General features: G+C 26.4%; 12 protein-coding genes and 2 CRISPR repeat arrays. All 12 genes read left to right on the top strand.

All coding sequences use genetic code 11. The features are described from left to right. The first annotated feature begins 1 nt into the window (after nucleotide 1). Nucleotides 2-892, top strand: coding sequence for a type III-B CRISPR module RAMP protein Cmr4 (cmr4, locus tag OW729_RS07085; RefSeq protein WP_268060779.1), 891 nt, complete (start codon nucleotides 2-4; stop codon nucleotides 890-892). Beyond that, nucleotides 885-1,280 (top strand): type III-B CRISPR module-associated protein Cmr5, encoded by a 396-nt coding sequence (cmr5, locus tag OW729_RS07080; RefSeq protein WP_268060778.1) that lies wholly within the window; start codon nucleotides 885-887, stop codon nucleotides 1,278-1,280. The genes cmr4 and cmr5 overlap by 8 nt, the downstream gene beginning before the upstream one ends. An 18-nt stretch (nucleotides 1,281-1,298) precedes the next feature. Continuing rightward, complete coding sequence (gene cmr6 / locus OW729_RS07075; RefSeq protein ID WP_268060777.1) at nucleotides 1,299-2,210, top strand: type III-B CRISPR module RAMP protein Cmr6; 912 nt, start codon at nucleotides 1,299-1,301, stop codon at nucleotides 2,208-2,210. A gap of 185 nt (nucleotides 2,211-2,395) precedes the next feature. Continuing rightward, nucleotides 2,396-3,208: a CRISPR direct-repeat array (repeat unit 30 nt; unit sequence GTTGAACCTTAACATGAGATGTATTTAAAT). Nucleotides 3,209-3,909: 701 nt separating this feature from the next. Continuing rightward, nucleotides 3,910-4,236, top strand: coding sequence for an inorganic pyrophosphatase (locus tag OW729_RS07070; RefSeq protein ID WP_268060776.1), 327 nt, complete (start codon nucleotides 3,910-3,912; stop codon nucleotides 4,234-4,236). Between the two features lie 73 nt (nucleotides 4,237-4,309). Then, nucleotides 4,310-4,801: an NUDIX hydrolase gene (locus OW729_RS07065; protein WP_268060775.1), complete on the top strand. Its 492-nt coding sequence runs from the start codon at nucleotides 4,310-4,312 to the stop codon at nucleotides 4,799-4,801. A gap of 401 nt (nucleotides 4,802-5,202) precedes the next feature. After that, entirely contained in the window at nucleotides 5,203-5,397 is a 195-nt protein-coding gene (locus tag OW729_RS07055) for a DUF4250 domain-containing protein (RefSeq protein WP_268060774.1), read from the top strand. 328 nt (nucleotides 5,398-5,725) lie between these two features. Then, nucleotides 5,726-6,866: direct repeats of the CRISPR family, unit length 30 nt; unit sequence GTTGAACCTTAACATAGGATGTATTTAAAT. Nucleotides 6,867-7,541: 675 nt separating this feature from the next. After that, entirely contained in the window at nucleotides 7,542-8,255 is a 714-nt protein-coding gene (gene cas6, locus OW729_RS07050; RefSeq protein ID WP_268060773.1) for a CRISPR-associated endoribonuclease Cas6, read from the top strand. 12 nt (nucleotides 8,256-8,267) lie between these two features. Then, entirely contained in the window at nucleotides 8,268-9,998 is a 1,731-nt protein-coding gene (gene cas8b / locus OW729_RS07045) for a type I-B CRISPR-associated protein Cas8b/Csh1 (protein ID WP_268060772.1), read from the top strand. After that, complete coding sequence (locus OW729_RS07040; RefSeq protein ID WP_268060771.1) at nucleotides 9,991-10,950, top strand: type I CRISPR-associated protein Cas7; 960 nt, start codon at nucleotides 9,991-9,993, stop codon at nucleotides 10,948-10,950. Before cas8b ends, OW729_RS07040 begins: the two co-directional genes overlap by 8 nt. Before the next feature lie 2 nt (nucleotides 10,951-10,952). Next, entirely contained in the window at nucleotides 10,953-11,717 is a 765-nt protein-coding gene (cas5b, locus tag OW729_RS07035; RefSeq protein ID WP_268060770.1) for a type I-B CRISPR-associated protein Cas5b, read from the top strand. 312 nt (nucleotides 11,718-12,029) lie between these two features. After that, nucleotides 12,030-14,642: a CRISPR-associated helicase Cas3' gene (gene cas3 / locus OW729_RS07030; RefSeq protein WP_268060769.1), complete on the top strand. Its 2,613-nt coding sequence runs from the start codon at nucleotides 12,030-12,032 to the stop codon at nucleotides 14,640-14,642. Between the two features lie 9 nt (nucleotides 14,643-14,651). Further along, nucleotides 14,652-15,143 (top strand): CRISPR-associated protein Cas4, encoded by a 492-nt coding sequence (gene cas4, locus OW729_RS07025; protein ID WP_268060768.1) that lies wholly within the window; start codon nucleotides 14,652-14,654, stop codon nucleotides 15,141-15,143. Nucleotides 15,144-15,150: the final 7 nt, after the last annotated feature.

Below are 15,150 nucleotides of genomic sequence, written 5' to 3'. Positions count from 1 at the left end.
TATGGATAATTTTAAGCTGTACATTATAGAAAATATAACAAATATGCATGTTGGAAATGGTGATATAAATTTTAATATTATTGATAATGAAGTACAAAGAGATGTTATCACAGAATTTCCCACAATAAATCCATCTAGTTTAAAAGGTTCATTAAGGGCGTTTTGTGGAGAAAATCTAAAAAAGCAATTAAATGAAGATGAAATTAAGCATATTTTTGGAGATAAAAAGACAGGAATAGGAAGATATAAATTTTTGGGTGCTTCTCTTTTATCAATGCCTGTAAGGAGTGATGTTAAACCTTTTTTTAGAGCTATTTGTCCTTTAATTATTAAAGAATTTATAAATATACTAAATGATTTTAAAATACAGATCGAACTAGAAAAAGATGTTGAACTAGGAAAAAATTTAGAAGAAATATTACTGCAATTAGAAGATTTATTTAAGGAAGAGAATAATCAAACGGATGAAGAACAAATAGGCTTTTTATTAAGTGATATTGATGTTAATAGTGCAAAGGTTGAAGGATATAAAGTAATCAAGGCAGAAGATAATGTCATGAAAATTTCTAAAAACTTAGAAAAAATATTTGGTGAGGATTTAGTTATTTTTAATGATAAAATTTTTAAACAAATAGTAAAAGAATTGCCTGTTATAGCTAGAAATAAATTAGAGATTGGTGTAAGCAAAAATCTTTGGTATGAGGAAGTTGTTCCAAGAGAAACAAGGTTTTATTTTGGGGTTATTGAATCTAGTGAAGATAGAGAATGTATAAAAAATCTTAACAAAAGATTTAATAAGTTAATAAAAAACAATATTGTTCAATTTGGAGCTAATGCTACTATAGGGTATGGATATTGTAAAATATATGAATTAGGTGATAAAAATGAATAAAAGAGAAGTAGAAAAATATATGCCTTTAGCAATAAATAGTATCATAAGAGTAATGAATGAAAATGAAAGTATTGATAAAGAGAGTTTAGAGTTGCCAAAAGAATTTAAAGGATATATATCGAGTTTTGGAGCAGGAATCATTCAAAGTGGATTGTTACCAACAGTAGCTTTTTTTGAAAACAAAGATTCTAATTCAAAGTCAGATAGGTCTAAAATTACAGAGATGATTTTTAGCATGTTAAATAAAAAGGAAAGTTACAAAACATATAAATTACTGGATTATTTACTTGATAATAAAGAAGATATAGAAGAAATTAAAGGAAATATATTAAATATAGCTATTGCTTTGAAATTGGCTATGAGAACATTTAAGTTTAGTGATAAATAAAAAGTAGGTGAGTAGTTAATGAGTATATCCAATTTGGGATACCTTTATTTTAAAGAATATTATATGGATTATTTTGAAAATTATAATGAGAAATATAGAAATTTAGGAGATAAAGAAAAAGAAAAAAAGACGCAAGAATATTATGAAGATAAAGATAAAAAATTATTTAAACCTATAGATATGGAAAGAGTAAGTGGAACTAAAAAAATTGGAGAAGATTTTCTATATTTTAAGACTACATATCCTGGATTGTTAATAGGAAGTGGACTCATACATTCAATAGGTGTGAAGGGTGAAAGCAAACTAGGATTTCAATTTGATTATACAACAGGGTTACCTATAATAAATGGTTCTTCTGTTAAGGGTGCAATAAGAAGTATATTTGATTTAGTTGATAAAAAAAACGAAGCTGTAGAGTATTTAAAAGGTATTATCTTGAGTGAAAATATGTTGGAGAATAGTCTAAAAGATTATGAGTTAGGAAAATACAATGGTAAAGAATTAAATGGTGAATATTTTAAAACATTAAGAGAAGAAATTTTTGAAGGCATTAAAGAAGGAAAAAATATATCTATGTACCAAAGGGATATTTTTTATGAGGCGGTTATAGATATAGAGGAAACAAAAAAAATTAATGAAAAGATTAATAAAAACAATGATATACAAATTTTGGGTGAAGATTATATAACTCCACATAAAGAACCACTAAAAAATCCAAATCCTATAAAATTTATAAAGTTAATGCCTAATATTGTTCTTAGATTTCAGTTTGACTTGAAAGATGGGATATTAACAAAGGATGAAAAATTACTTTTGTTTCATCAAATAATTCTAGATTTGGGAGTAGGGGCAAAAACTAATATAGGTTATGGAAGATTTGATGATAAATATACTAAAAGTAAGATTCAATTTAAAAATACTAAAAAATAAAACAGGGTATTTTCCCAGTCACAATTTTATATAAAATCCTGTTAAACATTGATATTAAAGAGCTTACAGGCTCTTTAATAATTTTTCTCTAAAATTCATAAACGACTGGTAAAAAATCCACTAACCCATTGAAAACACATGGATTTAGGTATATAATGAATTTTAGAAATGGCTTATTTACAGTAGTTGAACCTTAACATGAGATGTATTTAAATGCGGCATAGAAGATATAGCAATCCAAACTAGTACAGAGTTGAACCTTAACATGAGATGTATTTAAATTAAGATGTTGAAAGTAAATGAATGTAACAAAGAATAGTTGAACCTTAACATGAGATGTATTTAAATAGAATTTATAAAATACAAAAATATGAAAGAAGGTGTGTTGAACCTTAACATGAGATGTATTTAAATATAATTGCCATCTGCTGTTGGGATAGCTTTACATCGTTGAACCTTAACATGAGATGTATTTAAATGCAGCTCCAGCCACATCTAGCATAAAACTTTCGTGTTGAACCTTAACATGAGATGTATTTAAATCTAAATACACCCATCATCTTTAACATTCCTTCTGGTTGAACCTTAACATGAGATGTATTTAAATAGCAATGAGTGATAAAAGCAAACTAGCTACTAGCAAGTTGAACCTTAACATGAGATGTATTTAAATACTGTATAATTATTATCTCTAATAGCTTTGTTAATGTTGAACCTTAACATGAGATGTATTTAAATCGATTTATAGTTGCCATACTTTCTATACTCTTTACCGTTGAACCTTAACATGAGATGTATTTAAATCTAGCACCTATTAAGCTTCGTATAAATGTATCTTGTTGAACCTTAACATGAGATGTATTTAAATAATACTGCTGCATGTCCTGATATTATATATTTATCAGTTGAACCTTAACATGAGATGTATTTAAATTCATCTAATGTAGTTATATCTTTTTCCTTAAAAAGTTGAACCATAACATAGGATGTATTTAAATTATATTATTTTAGTTTTAAATTCCCAAAAGCTATTATGTTAGACCTTAACATAGGATCTATTAAATATAAGGCACAGAAGTGTTACCACCTCTATGCCTAAAGAAGATATGTAATTAAAAACCACTCACCATGGAAAAAAACCATCGTGAGTATTTTTTAATCTATAATGGGCTAAAGCCTAATCGTTCCAGCCGAAACCTTTTCAAATACAAATATTAATAAGGATAAAAGATATGTACCTTTATGTTCTGTAGCAGTAAACTTGTATCAAGGATTTAAAAACCCCTATTTTATAAATTTTTTTCTAGTCACAATTTTATATAAAATCCTATTAAAGCTTGATATTAAAGATCTGGCAAGCATTTTAATGATTTTTTTAAAGTTCATAAACGAAAGGTATTAAACATAAGAGATCAGATTTAAGGTTTTCTAGTCATTTGAATAAAGGTACAAAAGATTTACAATCATCAAATAAAAGGTCTGATATTTTAGACCAATTTAAATTAAGACTTTATAAAATTTGGGAAAAAAGGTTTGATTTAGAGCATAAGATGGACGAGGGTTGGTAAGGCAAAAAAAGAGGATCAATCTATACAAGCTATAATGTGGGAAGTAAAGAGGGAGAAAGTTGTTTCCATTAAGCATTTTATAGCAAAGTAATATGCTTTGCAGACAAATAGTAATTTAAGGAGAAACTATAATGAATAAAATTGTAAAAGTTATAATTGATAGACCATTAGGTTCATATCATCCTGAACATAAAGATATATATTATTGTGTTAATTATGGTTATGTACCTGATATTATTGCACTAGATGGAGAAGAACAAGATGCATATGTTCTTGGTATAAGCAAACCTATAGAAGAGTTTACAGGTGAGGTAGTAGCAATTATTCATAGAAATGACGATGTTGAAGAAAAATGGGTAGTTGTGCCACAAGGAATGAAAATAACAAAAGTAGATATACAGAAGCAAGTTCATTTTCAAGAACAATATTTTGATAGCTCAATAAAAATGCTAATTTAATGTCTAAGTATTGTAAATAGCCAATTACTTAAAATTTAGAAAATAAAGTTTGCAAATTAAGGAGATAAAAATGATGGAGAAGTTTGCTAAACCAGCAGTAGGTGCAATTATTGAAAAAGAGATTGATGGAGAAAAATTTATTTTGGTACAGGAAAGACAAAAAGAGGATGGTGAAAAAGAAAATGGAATGGTTGAAATTCCAGCAGGAAAGATTAGAGAATATGAAAACATTTTTGAAGCATTGCGTAGAGAAGTAAAAGAAGAAACAGGATTAATTATTACCAAAATAAATGGAGAAGAGTGTAGTTTACAATCTTGTGTTAATGGTAATAGAGTTATAAGTTTTCACCCATATTGTGTTACTCAAAATTTATCAGGAGCATACTCTCTTATTTTAAATACATTCATTTGTGAAGCTGATGGAATATTGGCTGAATCAACAAATGAAGCTCAAAATATTCATTGGGAAAAAGCAGATATTATAAAAGATATGTTGAAAGATAATCCAGATAGTTTTTTTCTTATGCATGTTAATGCACTTAAGAAATATTTTAAACTATTGTAATAAACAAATTGCGATTTTAAGGTTAAATAGCAATTTGGAGGGTGGGATAAATCTATGGAATATGATTGTATGATTGTGGATTTACTAAAGGAAATAAATGGTTCAGATACAGAGCAGCTGCAATAATTATTGAAAAAGGATGTGTATTACTTGCTAAAAGTGATATGGTTTACTTCGCCAAACATTAGTGGCGAATGAATTAAAGAATGAGAAAAATATTCAAAGTATAAATATGAAATTTAGGAATTTTAAGGGAACATTAGGAGGATATAAAAAGTCGGCTAAATAAGAATACCCAATTTAAAATTAAAATTTGTAGTATAATATACAAATAAAATGTAATTTTCTACACAGTTTAAATATAAAGTGTAATAATTTGAATTAGGGTAGGTGAAGATAGAATGGATAGACAACAGCTATTATCTATGGATCCATATATGTTATTAAGTATTGTTAATATGAAATTAAGAGATGAATTTAGCAGTTTAAAGGATTTATGTAACTATTATGAAATAAAAAGTGAAGAGATTGAAGATAAATTAAAAAAGATAGATTATAAATATAATGATCAAACTAAGCAATTTATAGGCGTGTAGAGAAGATAAGAGGTTAATATTATGTTGTATCATAATTTTAACTCTTTATAGTATTTTCTAAATGGGGCGGAAGTGAAAAACTTTTAATATGCTGAAATTTTTCAACTTCAGTTTTAGTTAGGTTTACTCTAATAATAATTTTATATAAATTATTTTCCCAGTCACAATTTTATATAAAATCCTGTTAAAGCTTGATATTAAAGAGCTCACGAGCTCTTTAATAATTTTTCCACAAAATTCATAAACGACTGGTAAAAAAACAAGCAATACATTGAAAATACAGGTGTTTAGGTATATAATAAATTTAAAGAATGGCTTATTTACAGTGGTTGAACCTTAACATAGGATGTATTTAAATTATATTACTGTAAAAATATTATTTATTTTGATTTCAGTTGAACCTTAACATAGGATGTATTTAAATAGCTGTTGTTCCCCCAATAGCCAACTAATAGGCACTGTTGAACCTTAACATAGGATGTATTTAAATTAAGTATAAAAAAGGTGCTGATTATTCGACACAGGTTGAACCTTAACATAGGATGTATTTAAATCAATTTTTTGATTATTTACTAGACAAAGTTGAGGGTTGAACCTTAACATAGGATGTATTTAAATGATAATCCCCGGTGAAGAGCCAATGACTTTCTTTGTTGAACCTTAACATAGGATGTATTTAAATGTATAAAACATCTATTAATAATTGGCTACCTATAATAGTTGAACCTTAACATAGGATGTATTTAAATTTGTTATTATGAAAGCACAGATATGGTGGTTTTTGTTGAACCTTAACATAGGATGTATTTAAATAAAGTCAAAGGACATTACTAAAAATGCTAGTGAAATGTTGAACCTTAACATAGGATGTATTTAAATAAGAAAGAGATAATGTTAGTTCATTTAGTATAAGTAGTTGAACCTTAACATAGGATGTATTTAAATTGGCTATACTATGGATGATTTAATGCAAGAAGCTTAGTTGAACCTTAACATAGGATGTATTTAAATTAACTTGAAGTTTGAATATGACCTGCTATACTAATCGTTGAACCTTAACATAGGATGTATTTAAATACCTTTTTAGATTGTACAACTACTATAGCCTCTTGGTTGAACCTTAACATAGGATGTATTTAAATTGGCTTTTAAACCTTCTTTTTGGTATTTGTATTCACGTTGAACCTTAACATAGGATGTATTTAAATGTGCTAATTCTCTAAGATTGTTCTTCGATTGTCTGTTGAACCTTAACATAGGATGTATTTAAATTAGCATCATATATCACTTTCATTACTACTCTCCTTTTGTTGAACCTTAACATAGGATGTATTTAAATCGTACTACTAAATTAAAAGATAGTTTAGCTGCTAAGTTGAACCTTAACATAGGATGTATTTAAATATAGTATTTTGTACTGTATCTAATCTCTTAGTAAGGTTGAACCTTAACATAGGATGTATTTAATATAAGGAACAGAGGACTTATCATCTCTGTTCCTAAATAATGAAAAGATGTAATTAAAAACCGCTTACCATGGAAAAACACCCATCGTGAGCAGTTTTTAATTTACAATGGGCTAAAGCCTAATAATTACAGCTTAAACCTTCTCCAATAGAAATATTAACAACGATAAAAGTTGTTTATGTTAAAATAAAAGTTAATAAATTAGGGGAGTTTTCGCTTCCACTTAAAAGAATAATAATGAGATAGAATGGACAAGTTTTTCACATATATGTCCTAGAGCAGTAATACTATAAAATTATTCAATAAAGCATTCATTTACAAAGCTTTAGATAGTATTTTTATATACTTTTGAAAGTAACCTAAATTGCCTGGTGAATTTTTAAGAAAATATTGAGATCTCAATGGCTTTGTGGTATTCTTAATTTTAAAGAATGGCTATTTTGGTGTGCTTGAACAATAATATGAGATGTATTTAAAAATATGTTTTTTCTTATTTTGATAAAATTAAATTGAACCATAACATAGGATGTTAGAGAATCAAGTTGAATAAATTTAAACTTGGTTCTTTATTTTTTATATAAAATCAATATGATTTTTTTTATTTTGATATTGATTTTATAAATACAAACTGGTAACATAAAACTATAAATACAAATAAAAGGGAGGTGTGATTAAAAATGATAAAAATAGAAAAATATATAATTGCAGAATTATATATAAAAGTGTATTTAACAAAAAATATACCCCAAAAAGACGTTAACATTAAGATAGGGAATTTAGTTGATAAATCTTTTTTGCATAACGAAAAATATTCGCAGTTTCATCATGAAAATAGGTACAAAATGTATACGTTTAATCAACTATATCCATTGGAAACTGCTGATAAAATCTATAAAAAAGGTAAAATATATACTTTTGTAATAAGAACAATAGATAAAAATCTTTCACAATATTTCTTTAAATATCTTACTAATGAATATACAGATTCAATAAAAATTTTAACTATAGAAAGAAAAACAATTCCAAGAAAACACATAGAAAAGATATACAGCATTACCCCTGTAGTTATAAAATCTGAAAAAGGCTATTGGAAAAACAATATCAGCTTAGAACAATATGAAAATCGACTTAAGACTAATTTAATTAAGAAATTTAATCAATTTAATAATACTAAAATAGATGAAAATTTTGAACTTTTTACATTTATTAAATTTGACAATAGAAAGCCTATAGCAACAAACTATAAATCTATTTGTCTTTTAGGGGACAAGCTTACATTAAACATTGCTGAAAATGAAATTGCTCAAGAATTAGCATATCTTGCATTAGGTACAGGGATATCTGAAATGAACTCAAGAGGTATGGGGTTTGTGAACTACAAATGGCTTTAAGGAGGTGAAAAAGTGTTATCGGATGTTATAAAAACTTTTGAAAAGCAATATAAGAAGCATGGTGACAATTATATAACACATTCTTATATTCCCGTGGATGGGGAATATGTACTTATTGATATTAGTAACGATGATTTTAAAGAATTAGGCAGAATAGAAATTAAACTAAATAAGAAGACTAGAGAAATTGATAGAACCAATCAATATTTTGACTTTGTGTGCAAAGCGGATTATATGAGTAAGCTTATAGATATGAATAAGCCTATTGATTCTAAAAAAATTATACACAGTAATAATTATTTAAGCTTTTTTGTGAAAAAAGAAAATGTTGGCAATGGCAAACTAACTGACGAAATTATAGAAGATTACTACAATGTATTGAAAAATCCATTAATAAAGTATAATAAACCTAAAGCTAAACAACTATATAAAGAAATTGAGAAAAAACATGGGAAATCAGATGAAAATAGAATAGAAAAAATTCAAGAATGGGTCAAAAACAATATATATGATTTTGTAGAAAAAGGTAGCAAGGATAAATCATATTTAAAAATTTTTTTCAAATATGATTTAGAGGAATATAGAAAAGAAAGCGAAAAATATATACTTACAAATATCTACAACAGTAATGATTTCAACATACATATAAACGAACAAATCTATGGACTTCCAAATGACAATATGGGATTAAATTCTAAAAAACCTTATCTAGAAAATAAAAGCCGAAAGACAAAAGTACCTTATTTATTATCTCAAGAAGAAGTTTTAACTCAAAAGAAGTTTTTCGATTACTTAATGAATCAAGCAGCGGCAGGAAAAACAAATATTTATATAAGCGAAGATGAAATAAAATCATTTTCTAATGAAGAAATGCAAAGAGAAGATTTTAGGGGCTACTATTTAAGAATTAAAAAAGGTAAGGAAGTTGAAATTCATGACTTTGATACTATAGGACTTTATAAAACTAAAATTAAACCAATGAATTTGGTAAACGTTTTAAATGTTGAAAAATCAAAGATTCAGTATACGCCAATAAATACTTTACAAGGAATGAGAAACTTAATAAATGAAGTCTTATTTAGTAAGTTTTTAACAACAAATTATTTTACTGAAGCAAAGGATTTAAACGTAAAGGATAATAATTTAAAGAGAAATTTATTAATATCAAGAACAGCTCTTTTTACATGGTTTTATAAGGGAAATAGTAGTAATACATGGAGAATATTAAAGCAAAGTAGTTTAGATTTAATAAAAGGTGCTATAAATAATGGGTATTTATCAAGAGCAAGTGACCAATTTAATCTAAGATGTGCACTAAAAAAATATTTTGAAGGAGGGGATAATATGGCTGATATTTTAATGAATGTTAAAAGTTCATTAAGAGAAAAAATCAATCAAGGTGATACAGCTAGTATAGAAAATGATAAGGAGTACTATTTTGCAGTTGGACAATTAGCTAACTATTTTATTTCATTAAGTAAAGGTAAAAACAAGGTACATTCTTTAGCTAACCCAATTATTAATGCAAAAACAGATAAGAGAATAAAAGATGAACTTATAAAAATGTATAAGAAATATAACTACACAATTAATACAGGCAATAGGAAGTTTAGAAATTTATTTGCAATGGCTTCATCTTATAATCCACAAGAAAAGGTTCAAGAAGATTTAATTATAGCAGGATATTTACACAGCAACCTAGTTTATGAAAAATCAAGCAAGGGGGAAAATGAAAATGAATAAAAGAGTGTATGGAATTTTAGGAATAGCTTCAAGAATGAGCAATTGGAATGCTGACTTTACTGGGTATCCAAAGACAACTTCATCTGGGGATGTTTTTGGAAGTGATAAAGCTTTTAAATATCCTATGAAAAAAATGTGGGAACAGCAAGGAGAAAAGGTTCTATATATAAAATCAGTAAAGCTGCAAGAGAATAAAAAAGGAGAGGTAGAGTTAATACCAAGAGCTTTAAAAGAAAGATATGAGTACATATTTAATGAGGAAGATTTAAAGAAAAATAAAGACAGTAAAGTTGTTTTAACAAATTTATTTAGTGCAATAGATGTTAAAAACTTTGGAGCTACTTTTGCAGAGGAAGGAAATAATATTTCTATAACAGGAGCAGTTCAAATAGGTCAAGGATTTAATAAATACGAAGAAACTAATGCAGAAGAACAACAAATACTTTCACCTTTTAGAGATGCATCAAAAAAAGAAGGGAATAAAAAAGATGAGGATAAGGAAGAGGCGAAATCATCTACACTAGGTACTAAAATAGTTAGCAATGAAGCACACTATTTTTATCCTTTTGTAATAAATCCATTAGCATATGATCAATTTAAGGAACTTGAAGTAACAGAAGGATATACAGAAGAAGACTATAAAAAATTTAAGGAAGCATCTATGGTAGCAGCCACTTCTTTTAGTACTAATGCAAAAATTGGTTGCGAAAATGAATTTGCTTTGTTTGTAGAAACAGAAAGTGATTTATATTTGCCAGATTTATCTCAATATGTAGATTTTGAAAAAGACGAAGAAAAGAATGTTATAACATTAAAATGTGATGATTTGTTAAATAGATTAAAAGATAGAATTAAGAATATAGAGATATACTATAACCCATATACTACAACCGTTGAATGTAATATAGAGAATGCTAAGAAAATGAACATTTTTACTAAAGAAGAGGTGTAAAAATGAATGCTTTAAAATTTACATTAAGTGGTAAGACTGCTTTTTTTAAAAAACCAGATGTTAATACTTACTACTATTTCACTTATGGTAATATTCATAAAATAGCTTTACTAGGAATCTTGGGAGCTGTAAGTGGATATGGGGGATACAATGAGCAAGAGTTTAATAGAAAAGGAAATGGTAAAAAAGGAGCATATCCTGAGTTTTATGAAAAACTTAAAGATATTAAGATAGGAATAGTTCCTCAAAATGATAAGGGATACATTCCAAAGAAAGTTCAAGTATTTAATAATTCAGTTGGTTATGCCTCAAAAGAACAAGGGGGCAACCTTATAGTTAAAGAACAATGGTTAGAAGAACCTAAATGGGATATATATATTCTTATTCAAGGAGAAGTTGAAAAAGAATTGTCAGATAGATTGATGAATTTGAGTTTTGAGTATATACCTTATTTAGGTAAAAATGATCATTTAGCCAATATTACAGACATTGAAATTATTGAGGACGTTGAAAAAGCAGATAATGTAAATAAAATGGATAGTTTGTTTATAAAAGATTATTTTGAATTTGTTGAATTTAAAGATGATATATTTGGCAGCGGGGAATATGTTCCTATATATAAATATCAGGAAATGCTGCCAATATCATTAGAAGAAACAACTAATAAATATAATTTAGAAACTTTTATATATACTAATTCACAATTGAAATGTTTAAAAGATGCTTTGTTATATAAGTGTAATGAAGGTTTAATATTTTTCTTTTAATAGTTGAATAAAAAATTTTCTTATTAAATAAAACATAGTTTAATTGGCATATAAATGATTTTATTCGATGTTTAGTTATTCTAATACTCTCACTTCTTTTAAGTGAGAGTAAAGAATGTTACGACTCTGGATAACGACTTCTAAGAAACAAAATTCCTAAGAATTCTGTTTATATTATGTCTATCGCCACTAATACTCTAAGAAATAATATGGCTGAGATAAGTGGCGATACGATTTTGGATAGGAATTTCCGATTTTTAACTGTAATAAAACTTTGATTGGAGTTTAAAATGTTGTTTTAGGAGGCAGTAAATGTATTTTTTTAATATAGAAAAGGTTGATTTAGATAAATTTATAGCAAACAGTAATAAAATATATGCTCATATTCTTAATGAAAGAAAAGAAAGATTGAAAGAACACATTGATTTAGCAGTAGAGTATTTATATAAAATTATTGAGAGTAAAAAACTAGATAATGTATTTTTAAATTTTGAAAACGGATTGGTAAATGAACTTAGTTTAAAAGGGAAAAATTTTTATAGAGAAATGTTATTGAATACTATATATATGCATGATTTAGGCAAGATAAATTGTAACTTTCAATATGTAAAAATGGGCAATAATGAATTTAAAAATGCGAAAGGGTTGAGCGTTAACAACACAAATCATTCTATGTTATCTTCTTTGATTTATTTAAATCATTACTTTAATGAGATAGAGGGGCATGATGTAAAGGAAGATAGGGAAGATTTAACCATATTTATGCTGTTGAATGCGTATATAATATCCAAACATCATGGAGCTTTAGATAGTTTTGATGAATTTAAGGAAAAATTGCTAGATGATGATGGAGAAGGGAAACGGCTATATACGGATCAGTTATCTATATTTAATGAAGTATATAAAGAACAAATAATATTTAATAAAGAAAATAAGTTATTAATGAGAATATTTAATGTTGTCGAAAAGAGTTTAGCGAGAAAGGAAGAAGAGAATAAAGAAATTTCTATATGCTTTTATATTTATGAAAGATTTCTAAGTTCACTTCTTTTAGCTTGTGATTATTATTCTACTTCTCATTTTAAAAATCAATCAGAAATAAAAGAGTTAGGAGAAATAGATGATATAAACAAATTTTATGATGTATTTAAAAATACAGAAGTTTATAAAAGTATAAGACAATATGAAAAAGAAAGTTACTGTAAGACCAATGATTTTAGTAATATAAAGAATATTAATATATTGAGAAATGAAATGTTTCTTGATGCAGAAAATAGTTTTTTAGAAAATCTAGATAACAATATATTCTATTTAGAAGCACCTACAGGAAGTGGAAAAAGCAATGTAAGTTTAAATTTAAGTTTTAGGATAATAGAGAAATGTAAGGATATAAATAAAATATTTTATGTATACCCATTTAATACTTTAGTAGAACAAAACATAAAGACTATGGAAAATATATTTGAAAGCAGTAGTGTTATGAAGGATATAGCAGTAATAAATTCAGTAGTGCCAATAAAAACAAAAGGTAAAGTTATAAAGGAAAGAAGAAAAAAAGATGCAGATGAAAATGAAGACAGTGATGTTATAAATTATGAAGAAGCTCTTCTTGATAGGCAATTCTTACATTATCCCATAGTTTTAACAACTCATATAAGTATATTCAATTATCTTTTTGGAACTTCAAAGGACAATCTATTTCCTTTAGCACAAATGGCAAATAGTGTTGTGGTTTTAGATGAAATACAAAGTTATAGAAATAGTATTTGGAAGGAGATAATAACATTTTTAAAATATTATTCAGAACTTTTAAATATAAAATTTATAATAATGTCTGCTACATTGCCAAACCTAAATAAGCTTATAGATGGAGATATTGAAACTGTAACTTTAATAGGAGATAGAGAGAAATATTTTAAAAATCCAATATTTAAAAATAGAGTAGTTCCAGATTTTTCATTATTAGAAGTAGAGGGAAATGTTAAAGAGCAGCTATTAAAGCATGTTATTAAAACTTCAAAAAAAATAGAAGGTAACATACTAATTGAATTTATAAAAAAGGATACTGCAACAAAATTTTTTAAGGATTTAATAGAATGTAGAAGTGAACTATCAAAAGGTGATAAAGAAAAGCAAATAGAGCTTATGACAGGAGATGATAATAGTATAGAAAGAAATATTATTATAAACAAAATCAAAAATAATAAAAACATTATTTTAGTAGCTACTCAGGTCATAGAAGCTGGAGTAGATATTGATATGGATATAGGATATAAAGATATATCTATGTTAGATTCGGAGGAACAATTTTTAGGAAGAATTAATCGTTCCTGTAAGAAGCTACAATGTAAAGTATACTTTTTTGATTTAGATGCCGCTTCTAATATATACAAAAATGATATTAGGAAAGAAAAAAACATAAATTTAAAATCTAAAGATATAAGAGATATACTTATAAACAAAAATTTTCAGGATTTTTATGATTATGTACTTAAAGAACTAAACAAACATGCTAGTAATTTAACTGATAAAAATTTTAATGATTTTATTAAAAATAGTATAAATAAATTAAATTTCAAACAGATTGAAGAAAGAATGAAGCTTATAGACGAGCGTTATGAGTACAGTGCATTTTTAAATAGAACGTTAAAATTAGAGAATGGTGAAATATTAGATGGAGAAAAGGTTTGGAATGATTATATTAGTTTATTAAAAGGTAGTAGCTTAGACTATGCAGAACAGAAGGTTAGGCTATCTGAAGTAAAATCAAAATTAAACTATTTTATATATAAGGTTAATAAAAATGACTTTTCCTATGAAGATAGAATAGGTGATTTATATTATATTGAAGATGGAGAAAAATATTTTGAAAATGGCAAATTTAACAGAGAAAATTTTAATAAAGGTATTGGAGATTTCATATAAGGAGGAATTATGAAAGTAAATGGCACATTGATAAACTATTATTTTCACTGTAAAAGGCAGTGCTGGCTTCATGGAAATAGAATTAATCTTGAAGATAATAGCCAAGATGTAAAGATAGGAAAAGCTATTCATGAAGTTAAAAGTGAGAAAAGTAAACAAACTGAGATAAGTATTGACAATATAAAAATAGACAAGCTTACAAAAGAATATTTAACAGAAGTAAAAAAATCTGATTCAGATATAGAAGCTGCTAAATGGCAAGTGTTACTATACTTAAAAGTATTAAAAGACAAGGGAATAGAGAGAAAAGGAAAGTTAGAATTTGTAGAAAAGAATAAAAGTAAAAGTACTATTATTATTGAATTGAATGATAAAAACTTAGAAGAATTAGAAAAAATAAAGAAAGATATAGAAAATTTGCTTTTAGAAGAAAATGCACCACAGGTTATAAATGAATCTAAATGTAAAAAATGTGCATATTTTGAATACTGTTATATTTAGGAGGAAG

Source organism: Clostridium brassicae (genome assembly GCF_026738875.1).
Taxonomy (GTDB): domain Bacteria; phylum Bacillota; class Clostridia; order Clostridiales; family Clostridiaceae; genus Clostridium_H; species Clostridium_H brassicae.
Note: the sequence above shows the minus strand (reverse complement) of the source record. Positions and strands in the feature narration are given on the sequence as shown.